The organism is Cognataquiflexum rubidum, assembly GCF_022538115.1.
In the GTDB taxonomy this organism is placed as follows: Bacteria; Bacteroidota; Bacteroidia; order Cytophagales; family Cyclobacteriaceae; genus Cognataquiflexum; species Cognataquiflexum rubidum.
Genome location: NZ_JAKZAL010000008.1, coordinates 35464 through 49388, shown reverse-complemented (window position 1 = coordinate 49388; position 13925 = coordinate 35464). Strand labels below are relative to the sequence as shown.

12 protein-coding genes are annotated in these 13925 nt (G+C 41.7%); 6 read left to right on the top strand and 6 right to left on the bottom strand.

The annotated features are described in order from the left end of the window. Positions 1-42 precede the first annotated feature (42 nt). Positions 43-2103: a methionine--tRNA ligase gene (gene metG, locus MMU05_RS10370; RefSeq protein WP_241141616.1), complete on the bottom strand. Its 2061-nt coding sequence runs from the start codon at positions 2101-2103 to the stop codon at positions 43-45. A 50-nt stretch (positions 2104-2153) separates the two neighbouring features. Then, positions 2154-2786 (bottom strand): TetR/AcrR family transcriptional regulator, encoded by a 633-nt coding sequence (locus MMU05_RS10365; protein WP_241141615.1) that lies wholly within the window; start codon positions 2784-2786, stop codon positions 2154-2156. A gap of 149 nt (positions 2787-2935) precedes the next feature. Here MMU05_RS10365 and ligA point away from each other — a divergent pair, with 149 nt between their 5' ends. Genes ligA through dapA form a run of 3 tightly spaced genes read left to right on the top strand, consistent with a single transcriptional unit; the run spans position 2936 to position 6743 of the window. Continuing rightward, complete coding sequence (ligA, locus tag MMU05_RS10360) at positions 2936-5398, top strand: NAD-dependent DNA ligase LigA (RefSeq protein ID WP_241141614.1); 2463 nt, start codon at positions 2936-2938, stop codon at positions 5396-5398. Further along, the gene (locus MMU05_RS10355) at positions 5395-5895 is read left to right on the top strand and encodes a DUF6913 domain-containing protein (RefSeq protein ID WP_241141613.1); all 501 of its coding nucleotides are present in this window, start codon (positions 5395-5397) and stop codon (positions 5893-5895) included. The genes ligA and MMU05_RS10355 overlap by 4 nt, the downstream gene beginning before the upstream one ends. Beyond that, a complete protein-coding gene (dapA, locus tag MMU05_RS10350) occupies positions 5889-6743 on the top strand; it encodes a 4-hydroxy-tetrahydrodipicolinate synthase (protein WP_241141612.1) in 855 nt (284 codons plus the stop codon). The genes MMU05_RS10355 and dapA overlap by 7 nt, the downstream gene beginning before the upstream one ends. Before the next feature lie 82 nt (positions 6744-6825). Here the strand turns inward: dapA and MMU05_RS10345 are convergent, their stop codons facing one another. Continuing rightward, complete coding sequence (locus MMU05_RS10345) at positions 6826-7023, bottom strand: Txe/YoeB family addiction module toxin (protein WP_241141611.1); 198 nt, start codon at positions 7021-7023, stop codon at positions 6826-6828. Continuing rightward, positions 7014-7211, bottom strand: coding sequence for a DUF2683 family protein (locus tag MMU05_RS10340; protein WP_241141610.1), 198 nt, complete (start codon positions 7209-7211; stop codon positions 7014-7016). Before MMU05_RS10340 ends, MMU05_RS10345 begins: the two co-directional genes overlap by 10 nt. A 148-nt stretch (positions 7212-7359) precedes the next feature. On the opposite strand from MMU05_RS10340, the gene xseA reads away from it, so the two are divergent. From xseA to MMU05_RS10325, 3 genes are all read left to right on the top strand, one after another. Beyond that, positions 7360-8676, top strand: coding sequence for an exodeoxyribonuclease VII large subunit (gene xseA / locus MMU05_RS10335; protein WP_241141609.1), 1317 nt, complete (start codon positions 7360-7362; stop codon positions 8674-8676). Then, the gene (xseB, locus tag MMU05_RS10330; protein WP_241141608.1) at positions 8666-8866 is read left to right on the top strand and encodes an exodeoxyribonuclease VII small subunit; all 201 of its coding nucleotides are present in this window, start codon (positions 8666-8668) and stop codon (positions 8864-8866) included. Before xseA ends, xseB begins: the two co-directional genes overlap by 11 nt. A 251-nt stretch (positions 8867-9117) precedes the next feature. After that, positions 9118-9819: a DUF6089 family protein gene (locus MMU05_RS10325; protein ID WP_241141607.1), complete on the top strand. Its 702-nt coding sequence runs from the start codon at positions 9118-9120 to the stop codon at positions 9817-9819. Between the two features lie 56 nt (positions 9820-9875). Here the strand turns inward: MMU05_RS10325 and MMU05_RS10320 are convergent, their stop codons facing one another. Further along, positions 9876-10373, bottom strand: coding sequence for a UpxY family transcription antiterminator (locus MMU05_RS10320; protein ID WP_241141606.1), 498 nt, complete (start codon positions 10371-10373; stop codon positions 9876-9878). Positions 10374-10513: 140 nt separating this feature from the next. Continuing rightward, complete coding sequence (locus MMU05_RS10315; RefSeq protein WP_241141605.1) at positions 10514-13924, bottom strand: efflux RND transporter permease subunit; 3411 nt, start codon at positions 13922-13924, stop codon at positions 10514-10516. Position 13925: the final 1 nt, after the last annotated feature.

Here is a 13925-nt window from a genome sequence, read left to right as displayed (position 1 = left end):
ACTGACTTTCAATTCAAGGCCTTCCATTCGGTGTATCCAATATCAGGAAATCGTCGATCCTTCAGATGTTGAAGTATTGGGTTGGAGAAGCCTCAGGCTGCCGTCCCGGTCTTCGGCCATCAAGATCATCCCTTCAGAGTCTATCCCCATCATCTTTCTTGGCGCAAGGTTGATCAGCATCGTAACCTGCTTTCCAATCAGATCCTCAGGTTTGAAATGCTCGGCCACGCCACTCAATACTGTTTTCACTCCCAAACCCGTATCCACCGTCAATCTGAGCAGCTTTTTGGATTTTGGCATTGGTTCAGCAGTCAGGACTTTTACCACCCTCATGTCAAGTTTGGCAAAATCTTCATAAGAAATAATGTCCTTCATAGGTTCTGCTACAGCATTTGCGATTTCATTTTGTTTTTTGGTATCCAAAAGTTTTTGGATTTGAGCTTCTACGGTGGCATCCTCGATTTTGTCAAATAATAGAGCCGCCTCAAAGATCTGCTGGCCGGTCTGCAACAATTCGTGGCTTCCGGCATCTTCCCACTTCAATCCCTGTAGACCAAACATCCCAAAGATTTTGGCCGAGGTGAAAGGCAAAAACGGTTCAGCAACAATGGCAAGGTTTGCAGCAAAATTGAGTGCAATATTGAGGATTGTCCCTGTTCTTTCCTTGTCCTCTTTGATGGTTTTCCAAGGTTCTGTTTCTGCGAGGTATTTGTTTCCTGTACGTGCGAAATCCATTACAAATGAAAGTGCTTCTCTAAATCGGTACCTTTCGATAGAAGCCGCAATTTTTTCAGGGAAGGATCTCAATGCTTCCAAAGCATCTTTGTCCAAGTCATACAATGTCCCCAAACCGGGAACATTCCCATCAAAAAACTTATGTGTCAATACCACCGCCCTGTTCACAAAATTGCCATAAATGGCCACAAGTTCTGAGTTGTTTCGGGATTGAAAATCCTTCCAGGTAAAATCATTGTCCTTGGTTTCAGGTGCGTTTGCAGTCAAGACATAGCGCAACACATCCTGTTTTTCCGGAAATTGCTCAAGGTATTCGTGCAGCCAAACCGCCCAATTTCGTGAAGTTGATATTTTGTCTCCTTCGAGATTCAGGAATTCATTTGCGGGTACATTATCAGGAAGGACATATCCTCCGTGGGTTTTGAGAATAGCGGGGAAAACAATACAATGGAAAACGATATTATCCTTACCGATGAAATGGACCAATTTGGTGTCTTCTGACTTCCAATAAGGCTCCCAATCAAATCCCTTTTCGGCAGCCCATTCTTTGGTACTGGAGATATAGCCTATCGGTGCATCAAACCAAACATAGAGGACCTTTCCTTCCGCTCCTTCGACCGGTACAGGAATTCCCCAATCCATATCTCTTGTCATTGACCTCGCCTGCAAACCGTCGCCAGCTTCCAACCAAGAGCGACACTGTCCAAGGACGTTGTTTTTCCAGTCATGGCCATGCTCCACCAAAATCCAGTTTTTGAGGAAATCAGTATATTTGGCCAAGTCGAGAAACCAATGCTTGGTTTCCTTCAAAACAGGAGTATTTCCTGATAGCTTGGATTTGGGATTGATCAGTTCTGTGGGACTGAGCGAAGATCCGCATTTTTCGCATTGGTCTCCATAAGCGTTTTCATTGCCGCACTTTGGGCAGGTACCTTCTATATATCTGTCAGCCAAAAACTGTCCGGCTTCAACATCAAAATACTGTTCAGTAGTCTGTTCCAAAAATTCCCCTTTGTCATAAAGGTCCCGAAAGAATCCCGATGCAGTTTCATGATGGATTTTGGCAGAGGTCCTTGAATAATGGTCAAAACTTATCCCAAACTTCTGAAAGCTTTTTTTCATCAGCTCATGATACCTGTCCACAACCTCTTGGGGGCTGATTCCTTCTTTACGGGCCTTGATAGTGATGGCCACACCGTGCTCATCGGATCCCCCGACAAAAGCCACATCCCGACCTTGGGAGCGGAGGTATCTCACATAAATGTCAGCAGGAATATAACAACCTGCCAAGTGACCGATATGTAATGGACCGTTGGCATAAGGCAATGCAGCCGTGACTGTATATCTTTTGAATTCGCTTGGTTTCATAAGCCGCAAAGGTAGAAATTAGAATGGAAAGTGGGAATGGAAAAAGGGTTTCAAATTTGGCTTAGTTCTCTTCTGGCATCATCGGTGAGTATGCCGGTGTAGATAATCTGAATGGCCTGATCGTAGATTTCGGCAGGACTGAGTTTGAAACTCGCCCGCATTTCTTCAGGAAACTGACTTAAAAATTTGTGGTCGATCAGGTTTTGGATCGCAGAGGTATAGATGAATACGATGAAAGAAACATTGACTGTGGGGAGAACATACCCTTTTTCAATCCCTTCCTGTATCAGTTTTTGGAATCGCAGATATCCGGATTCTCTGATGTATGCCAATAAATCCGCCCAAATAGAAGGTGCATGGTCTCGGAGTTCATCCAATATCTTGGGATTGATGGTCGAAACATCCGAAGCAACGGTGCTCAAAAGAGACTTGAGCTTGACCGTATATGGGATTAACTTATTGTCCAACAATGCGCTTACCTTTATAGAAAGTCTTGTCTTAAGGATATCAAAAGTAGCGGCAAGAAGTTCAAGCTTTCCCGGGAAATACTTGTAAAGTGTCTTCTTGCTCATTCCCAATTCTTGGGCAATTTCATCCATGGTGGTATTCTTGTAGCCTTGCTTGATAAAGTATTGGTAGGCTACTTCAAGGATTTTGGTTTCGATATCTGATTTTTTGCTCATTAATTGAAATAGAGAGTCAAATATAGGCATTCCACTTAATTAATGTCCACTTAAGCGAAATCTCAATTCCCTCAAAAGAATCCTTGGTGTTTCTTCCTACAAAAGTTAATTTTGGATTATTACCTTTTAATTTCCATCCCAAAACCGTCATGAACCCAACTGAGGCCAAAACTCGGATTGCTGAACTCACCAAGCAAATCAATCACCACAATCATCTATATTATCAGGAAGACAGGACGGAAATAACTGATTTTGAGTTTGACAGGTTGTTGGAAGAGTTGGTCAAACTGGAAAAACAATATCCAGAATTCCTTGAAAGTGACAGCCCAAGCCAAAGGGTCGGTGGTACCATCACCAAGGAGTTTGAAACTGCCGAACATGGCTACCGCATGCTTTCTTTGGGAAATACTTATTCGGAAGAAGACCTTTTGGCTTTTGACGAAAGGGTTGCCAAAGGACTCGGACACCGCAACTTTGAGTATTTCTGCGAATTGAAATTTGACGGTGTGGCCATCAGTTTAGTCTATGAAAACGGTCAGCTCGTCCGTGCTGTAACACGCGGAGATGGAACACGCGGAGATGTGGTCACCGAAAACATCAAAACCATCCGAAATATTCCTTTGTCAATCCAAGGAGACAACGTTCCTGATCGGTTTGAAGTGAGAGGAGAGGTTTTTTTGCCCAAAAAAGAATTTGACAAAATCAATATTGAAAGGGAAGCAGCAGGCGAAGCGACTTTAGCAAACCCTAGAAATGCGGCTTCGGGCACAGTCAAAATGCAGGACAGCACCGTAGTCGCCAAAAGAAGGCTCAACTGCTACTTCTACCAATTATTGGGAGATGATATCGGAGTCAACAAACATGACGAAGCCATTGCCTTGATAGAAAAATGGGGGTTCAATGTCTCCCCTACGCATTTCAAATCCGCCGATATCCAAGGCGTTTTGACTTTCATTGAGTCATGGAAGGAAAAGCGCTTTGCGCTTCCTTTGGATACCGATGGCGTGGTTTTGAAAATCAACGATTATGACCAAAGGGAGGAATTGGGATTCACTGCAAAGATTCCTCGTTGGGCAATTGCCTATAAATACCAAGCCGAAAGTAGTGCAACCAGGTTACTTTCTATCTCTTACCAGGTAGGCAGGACGGGCGCAATTACTCCTGTTGCCAATCTTGCCCCTGTGCACCTTGCAGGGACGACTGTCAAGAGAGCCTCACTTCACAATGCCAATGAAATCCTCCGCCTTGGACTTCACGAAGGTGATATGGTACAGGTAGAAAAAGGCGGCGAAATCATCCCCAAGATCACCGAGGTTGTTTTGGACAAAAGAATCCCTAATTCCGAACCCATTGAATACATAGACCATTGCCCTGAATGCGGTACCAAACTTGAAAGAAAGGAAAGCGAAGCCAAGCATTTCTGTCCCAATACCAAAGGTTGTGCGCCGCAGATTCTAGGGAGAATCGAGCATTTTGTCCATAAAAGGGCTATGGACATCGACTCATTGGGAACCGAGCGGATCAGGACATTGATCGATCAGGGATTTATCAAAAATCCGGCAGATATTTACGAGTTGGAAACTGTTCAGGAGAATCTTTTGGGACTGGAAATGAGTCAGGACCAATACCAGAAGACCGACGATGGCTTACTTTATATATCCTTGCCCAAAACATTTTTTGCACTGACAGAAGGAATTTCATTGACAGCTATCCAGAGTTTTTGTGAAAGTCAATCTGAAAAACCATTGCTCAGCGTTCTGCAAAATTTTCAGGCATTTATTCGTAATAGCAAAAAGAAAACGGCACAGAATGTAGGGACAATACAACTGCTTGAAAACCTCCTAATGACCTCCTCCTATCCAATATTGGAGGATTATGTGCCTGTTGCTTTGGTATTGAGCCTTTTGATAGGCAATAGGTCGACCCTGCGGGAAATTTCAGATGCAGCTTACCATGAAAATACAGTTCATGGAATCCTGATGAAAATGAAGTTGGAACTTACCGCCGAGCAGGAAGACCGGATCAAAAAACTCAAAGCCAATACTTTTCAGGAAGGTGTCATCAGCAATATGATCGAAGGGATTTCGGTTTCAAAAAACCAGTCTTTTGAAAAAGTTTTGTTTGCCTTGGGAATTCGGAATATTGGGGAGAATACGGCACAGATTCTTGCACGGCATTTCAAAAATATCGAGGCACTGCAGGCCTCAAATTCTGAACAGCTTTTGGAAATCAATGGCGTGGGAGAAACGCTCGTCATCAGTTTACAGGATTACTTCCGAGATCCTGAAAACCTGATTTTGATCCAAAGGTTGAAATCAAAAGGGCTGAAGTTTGAAGTCGAGGAAAGTACCATTGTTTTGCAAAGCAATAAATTGGAAGGGATGAAAATCCTTGCTTCCGGCCGACTCAACCATTTCAAGAGAGATGAAATCATTGATTTTATTGAAGCCAATGGAGGTCAATATCTGAAAGCTGTTTCTAAGGGTCTTGACTTTATCATCGAAGGGGAAGAAATGGGCCCAAGTAAAAAAGAAAAGGCAGAGAAGTTGGGGATCAAATTGATCTCTGAAGAAGAATTCCTGAAAATGGTAGAAAAACCGATAGCGCCATGAAGTGGATCAAAGACCGAATGATCGTCTATCAATTGGAGAAAGCATTCAAAAAAAATGGAAAAACCGAAGTTTCCTTTCCTAGTAACCCTAGGCGGGTGGCTATTTTGGCATCGAACAAGGAGGAGTTTTTGGAGTCAAAAGAGATGCTAAGGAAAATATGGGGATTTAATATTAGGATCATTGGTGGATATTTTTCTGAAGAAAACACGGATGCAGAAGCCATTTGCCCGATTTATTTTTCAGTGTGGGGTTTGCCCACCGATTACTTCAATGAGTTTATGGAGGAAAAACTGGATTTTATTTTAGTTCCTACTTTACACCTTAGCCCATATTTGCGTTATTTGCTGCTCGTTAATAAAAGCGGGTTCAAAATGGGCTTTTACTCCGCAGAAAACAGCCCATTGCTGGATTTTATGATTAAAACTGAGGGTGAAAACCTCAAGCCCAACTTAGACAAGCTGATGGCTTATTTCAAGAAAATAAAAGAAAAATGTTGAAATTACACGGTACAGGGGTCGCCTTAATCACTCCCTTTTCAGAAGACGGATCTATAGATTTTGCAGGATTGCAAAACGTAATCAACCACGTCATTGACGGTGGTGTGGATTATTTGGTAGTATGTGGAACTACAGGCGAAAGCGCTACTTTATCCAAATCCGAAAAGAAACAGGTTTTGAAAGCGGCTTTGGAATACAATTCAGGTCGGATTCCTGTAGTATATGGCATTGGAGGAAATAATACTGCAGGAGTATTGGAGGAAATCAAAGAAACAGATTTTACAGGTATTGACGCCATTCTTTCCGTCAGTCCTTATTATAACAAACCCACCCAAGCGGGAATCATCGCTCATTACACAGCCATAGCGGATGCTTGTCCTGTTCCGGTAATTCTTTATAATGTACCGGGCCGTACCATGTCCAATGTGGCTTTTCAGACTACAGTACACCTATCACAACATCCCAATATCATCGGAATGAAGGAGGCAAGCGGCGATCTTTCCCAATGTATGAGGATCGCAGCGAGGATGCCAAAGGATTTTCTTCTGATTTCGGGAGATGATATTCTGACTCCTTCTATGAGGGTCATCGGTGGACAAGGTGTTATTTCTGTTTTGGCCAACGCCTATCCTAGCATATTCAAAACCATTTGTCATGGAAATTTAGAAGAGGCAAAAGAGGCAGCCTTCAAGCTTTTGGATATCAACCCGATGATGTATGAGGAAGCAAATCCTGTGGGATTGAAGTTTCTGATGAGTCACTTGGGAATTTGCGGAGAAACGGTTCGTCTTCCATTGGTAAAGGCTACAGAAAGTCTAAAAGAGAGGATTTTGAAGAATCTCGTTTAAATTAAACTCTTTCATAATGACCTTTGAGGGATAAAACATTAATGGTTTTATCCCTTTCGTTTTCTAATACCTCATAGATTATTCAATGTTCTCTATTGATTCTCCTAGACCACATTCCTGAGAGTTGATGCTTTAGTGGCTCGGGTTTCCCAAGACCTGAAAAGGGAGAAACAGCAATTGATTTTAAAAGTTCTTGTATTTTCTTCATCGCTGATTTATCCCCAGATTTTTTCCAAAAAGTCAAATCTTTTATAGCCTTAGGCGAAAAAATTATTTCCATAAATTTTCAATGTCAATTTTTACTCCTTTTCCTGATTTGACATCTTCTTTGGCATCTAATATTTCTTTTACAAAATTAGTATCGTATTCCAACTCAGCTTTCTCCTCAATCTCCACCTCAAGAATTTTTGCTAATTCTTGAATAAGCGGCAAATGCTGGGCTTTGACTTTTTTTAAAACAAGTTCCATTTTAAAATTTCTCTTTTAATTTTTATTCTGTTATGGATTAGGACTTTACTTATTCCTTGTCTAAAGTTAATCTATAAAATGAATAACGTCAAAAATTTTAATTTACAAAGCATTTGTCCCCTACCCTATTTTTTGACTAATTTCAGACATGCAGCAAGCTATTTCCCTTTTAGCGCTTAACCAACTGATCCGTGAAACCCTAGATGTTCATCTGGAACCTTCCTATTGGGTGGTGGCTGAAATCGGTGAACTCAAACAGGCCGGCCAGGGCCATGCTTATCTCGATCTGGTAGAGAAACAAGGGAATCAGATTGCTGCCAAAATGCGCGCCAATATCTGGGCTTATTCTTACAGGACCATTGCCGGGAGGTTTCAGGCTACCACGGGACAATCACTCCGTTCAGGAATGAAAATATTGGCACAAGTGACCGTAACCTTCCACGAACTTTACGGCATCAGCCTCAATATCAAGGACATTGACCCCAACTTCACCTTGGGAGAAAGGGCACGAATCCGGCAAGAAATCATTGATCGGCTTTCTCGGGAAGGGATGATGGACCTGAATAAACGCTTCCCACTTCCCACAGTTCCCCAAAAAATCGCTGTCATCAGTTCGGCCTCTGCCGCAGGATATGGTGATTTTGTCAATCAGATTGAGCATAACAGGTTTGGATACAAGGTTGTCCATAAACTTTACCAAGCCACTTTACAGGGAACTGATGCTGCTGCGACCATGATTGGTGCATTTCAAAAAATAGAAATTGATCAGGAAAAAGAGTTTTTCGATGTCACCATCCTGATCCGTGGCGGTGGTGCGCAGTTGGATTTGGACTGTTTTGATGATTATGGTCTCGCTTTGGCTATTGCAAAATCCTCCATTCCCGTCCTGACGGGAATAGGTCACGAACGGGATGAAACCATTGCCGATCTGGTTTCTCATACCAAAATGAAAACCCCAACCGCTGTGGCTGAATTTATCCTTTCAGGCTTTAGGGATTTTGAAAACAGGCTTAATCTTTGGACAAAAAATCTGAGCAGGTTTGCAGGCCAGATGCTCCTACAAGAAGAAAGGAAAACGACTGATCTGGAAAACAGGTTGAAAAATCTAGTCAGATTCAATCTTGGGAAAAATGGGGAGAAGCTGGTTTTTTTCCAAAATAGAATTCAGTATTCCTACCAAAACCAAATTAGGATCAGTAACTTATCGCTATCCAACTTAAGTCAAAATTTAAGAAAAGGATGGAAAGTATATCTGGAAAAAGAAAACAGAAAACTTGAATTATTGGAAAAGGACCTGACCAAATCTGACCCAAATTCTTTTTTTGAAAAAGGGTACACCCGATCTGAAATAGATGGAATCCCGATTCACAAGACAGTGCCCGAGAAGGGTCACGAATTAAATACTTTTTCAAAAAACAGTGTAATATCAAGTACAATCAACGAAATCAAAGACTATGGAAAATAATGCGATGAGTTATGATCAGGCCATAAGCCGGATTGAGGAAATTGTCTCGATCCTCGAAAGTGGAGAAAAAGGAATGGACGAATTGTCTGTGTTGGTGAAGGAAGCGGCAGCCCTTGTCAAAGACTGCAAGAGGAAATTGAAATCCACGGAATCCGAAATCTCGAAAGCCTTAGAGGATGATGAAGCATAATTGTTACCATATCAAATGGATATACACTTCTTCACCAGTAACCCAATAATCTACTTTAGTCGGGACAGAGGTCGGAAGACCGATGCACCGGACATGTTAGTCCTTATCGTTGAATTCTTTTGAGTTACTCTTTCACTGGCAATATTGCGTACATGCACATAATATTTTATACATTTATTTCGCTAATTCTTGGTTGAACCACCACCAATCACCTACTTCTATTCCGGTTCGACAAGCTAAATTTATCCAATATGATTAAGAAAGGATTCTTTTCTGCCGTTCTGATTTACCTTTTTCTATTTTCTACCCAAGTGGAAACACTTGGACAAAGCCTCTACAGAGACAAATACGAAAGGAAAAATTCAATTGCCATAGGTGCAGGTCCCTCATTTATGTACGCTGACAATGGAGGTATTTATAATTCCTTGGATTTCAAATGGAATCCGGCTTTTTCCTTGGCCTATCTCCGGAAATTGGGAAACAGATTTGCATTGCAAGCTACAGCAGGAATACAGATAGTAGAAAGCGGAGGAACTGAGCGGGATTATGCTACTGAAACTTGGGAAGATTCCGGCGGTGCCTTCAGATTTAGGGGACAGGCTTATTTCCTAGACCTGATGCCTGTCATCTACCTGATTCCTTATAATTCCCATTTGAATAGAGGAAGATTCAACGCCTATCTTGGAACTGGAGTGGGATTTATTCAAGTAAGAAGAAAAGAGGCTTTTTCCTTTGATGACAATGCTGCTGAATTTCAAAAGTCTTCCAATTCCTTTTATATTCCCGGCATGGTCGGATTCAGTTACAGCATCAGCCCCTTATCAGATTTATCCCTTGAATTCAAAGGGATGTTTTCATTCTCCGATAATCTCGACGGGAATTTGGGGTACAACCAATTCAATGACCACTTTGTCCAGACTCAATTGGTCTACAGGAGATTTTTGAGAAACTAGAACAAATAATGGCGGTTTGCCACTGCAAGGACTTTTCCAGAAAAAGCAATATTTGATCAGACAACCTTCAAGTATTTCCTTTCGATATTTACTAACAAGTTTTGGTTGATTCCCGGAATCCTGATGATAAAGTAATCTTTGTTGCCTTTATTGACGCATTCCCCTTTCATGTTCTGAAGCGGGCCTCCCAAAATTTCCACTTGCTCACCGGCTGAGATGTCAGAACCATCCGTCTCGACGGCTACTCCGGTATCCAATATCCTCTTGATCGTCGCAATTTCTTCGTCTCTGACAGTGGCATGTTCCCCAGAAAAATTCACAAACTTCACAGCTCCAGGTACCTGAAGTGATTCCCACAATTTGGGTTTGGAAGTCTTGACGAAAACATATCCATTGAATAGTGCCTTTTGTACTTTTTTCTTTCTGTCGCTCCATTGTCTCAATTCTTCCACAATGGGTAAAAAGACCTCAACACCCATTTCTTCCAGTCTTTTGGCTACTTTTTTCTCTGACCTTGAGGTAGTATAAAGGACAAACCACTTTAATTCTGACATATAAAAATTTATTTTACGCCTGCAAAAATAAGGATTTTCAGTTCTTGACACCCATTACTTTTTTCCTAAAAATAAAAACCCCCGGAATATTACTCCGAGGGTTTTGACATTTAAAAACCACCAACCTTTATTTAATCATGTTATTTCAATCTACGAATCAACATGTTTAATTTATCTGCCAATAAATACATGACAGGTACGACTACTAACGTCAGGAAGGTCGCAAAGGTTAGACCAAATATTACTGTCCAAGCCATCGGTCCCCAAAACGCTGCGTTGTCTCCCCCGACATAAAACTGCGGGTCAAATGAACTGAATAAGGTCGCGAAATTGATGTTCATTCCGATAGCCAAAGGAATCAAACCAAGCACAGTGGTGATCGCTGTCAGCAATACCGGCCTTAATCTTGTTTTTCCCGCGAGGATTATACTTCCAAGCAATTCATTGAATGGCAGGAATTCCCCTTCAGGAGTATTCAACTCTTCTCTTTTTCTTTGTCTTACAAGATTGGTGTAATCAATCAATACAATGGCATTGTTGACGACAACCCCTGCTAGAGAAATGATCCCGATACCGGTCATGATCACTACAAAGTCCATATTGAAGATCACCAATCCCAAGAATACACCAATGGTACTCAGGACAACAGACGCCATGATGATCAATGGCGTAGTCACTGAGTTGAATTGGGCTACAATGATCAGGAATATCACTGAAATGGCAATAAACAAGGCATTCATCAAGAACGCGGTAGATTTCGCCTGTTCTTCCTGCTCTCCTGTAAACTTCACAATAACGCCATCCGGCACTTCATATTGTGCAACCAACTCTTTCAATTGGTTATTGATCTCTGTTGGGTTATAGCCGTCAGTCACATTGGAGAAAATGGTGATCACTTTATTCAAGTCTTTTCTTTTGACTGAACCGTAAGTCGAACCGTACTGCAAATCAGCAACTGCTGAAATCGGAACCTCTTTTTTATTTCCAAATTTGTCTCTGAAGTTGATCTTTTTATTGATCAGGGTAGAGATATCATACCGATATTCATCACTTAACCTGAGTTGGATCGGATAATCTTCCTCTCCCTCCTTGTATTTGGATACTTCAAATCCAAACAAAGCAGTTCTCAATTCATTGGCTATCGTGGAAGTAGAAAGTCCAAATCGTCTGGCGTTTTCTCGGTCAATATTGAGAATTACCTCCGGGCTACCCAATTCAAGGTCGGATTTCAATTCCTCAATTCCCGGTACATTGGCAGAAGCTAGGTCTTCCCTGAACTGTCCAACGAAACCGATCAATTGCTCGAAATTTTCACCGCTTACCTCGATATTCACAGGCTTACCCACAGGTGGTCCATTGGTTTGCTTATTTACAGTAACCAAAACACCAGGATAAACCTCGACCATTTCACGGATTTCATCCATGATTTTATTGGTATTCACTCCTTGTCTAAATTGATATTCCACAAAGCTGATGGTGATTTTCGCTTTGTGCGGTGTGTTGGCAATACTTGGACCCATAGTCTGATCGCCTGTACCTTCACCTACTTGGGTGATCACAGATTCGATGATCGCACCGTAAGGATCAAGCAATTTTAACAAATCTCCTTCCATCCTATCCACCATAAATGAATTGGTCGCTTCCGTATCAGTTCCAATGGGATTTTCGATAAAGATATTGACCAAAGCAGGTTGGTTGTCAGGGAAGAAAAGAACCTTTGGGGCTCTGATACCAAGTAAGACGACAGAGAATATCAAAAGCAAGAATGTACCAAAAAAGATGAAATATGGATTTCTGCCTCTTAAAGCAAAGGCCAAAGTCTTTTCGTAAGTATTTTCAAGATTGACAAGAAGTACATTTTGGAACCAACGGATAGCATCACGCAAGACAAAAACATTGAAAACCGTAAAGATGGCTGCAAGCATTAAAATGTTTGCAAAAGCAATCCAACCGGCAATGTATCCAATGATGGCCATCACAGTAAGCACAAATGCAATAACCAAAGGCCTCTTTTTTGACTTGACGATGTCCAAGTTCTCCACTTTCATATACACTGAAGCCAAAGCAGGATTGACAACCAAGGCCACAAACAATGAGGAAGACAATACAATAATAAGCGTGATGGGAAGGTATTTCATAAATTCCCCAATGATATCATCCCAAAAAGCCAGTGGCAGAAACGCAGCCAAAGTGGTAGCTGTAGAGGTTATGATTGGCCAGGCGACTTCTCCAACTCCTTCTTTTGCTGCCCGGACAGGTGACAATCCCTCACTCATGAGTCTGTAAATATTTTCCACGACTACGATTCCATTATCTACCAACATCCCCAAAGCAAGGATCAAGGCAAACAGGACCATCAGGTTGAGTGATATTCCCAACGAACTCAAAATCAAGAAAGAAATAAACATGGAAAGCGGGATCGCAATACCCACGAAGAGCGCATTTCTGAAACCCAAGAAAAACATCAAAACCAATACCACCAAAATGACACCGAAGATGATACTGTTTTCCAGATCGGCCACCTGCGCCCTTGTTGTTTTGGATTGGTCATTGGTAATGCTGATTTCCAAATCCTGGGGAAATCTTTGAGCTTTGGCTTCCTGTATGATTTCTTTGATCTTATCAGCAGCATCCAAGAGGTTTTCTCCACTCCTTTTGATCACATTGACAGTGACCACAGGAAGTTCGTTGCTACGGGCATAACTTATTCTTTCTTTATATGTGTCGGTGACAGTAGCTACATCCCGGATATAGACGATTTTACTCTCCTCTGTTTTGATGATAATGTCATTCAATTCATCAGGCGATTTGAATTCTCCTGTAACCCTCAATGATCTTCTAAAATCCCCTGAGAGAATATTCCCTCCGGAGATGGTCACGTTTTCCTGTGAAATCGCATCTGAAATATCACTGAATGAAACCCCTAAAGCCTCCATTTTATAGATATCCGCGTCTACCCGGATTTCTCTTTCTATGGTTCCACGAAGCTCGGCTTTGGAAATTTCAGCCAATTTCTCTATCTCGTCCTCCAAAAATTCCCCATATTTCTTCAACTCTTCTTCTGAATAGTTTCCCGAAATATTGACATTCATAATCGGAAAGTCGGAGGTGTTGATTTCCAAAACATCAGGTTCTTGGTCAAGATCCGTGGGGAGTTCGCTCTTGGATTTGTCCACGGCATCTTTCACGTCTTGAATTGCTTTGGCAATCTCCACTCCCGGATTAAATTCTACCACCACGGATGAAAAATCTTGAACAGAAGTAGAAGTGATATTTTTGACGTTATTGAGAGATTTAAGCTCCTTTTCAATCGGTCTTGTAATCAAATTCTCCATATCCACCGGAGAGTTTCCCGGATAGGCTGTACCCACATAGACGGTCGGAATGATGATTTCAGGGAAACTTTCCTTGGGCATCGACCTGTAAGCCCCAAAACCCAATATTGTGATAATGATCACAAGTATGAGTACGGATATCTGATTGTCTACGGAAAAGGAACTGATTCCAAACTCCCGTATTACTCCTTTTTTCTTTTCTTCTAGCTCTGCCATA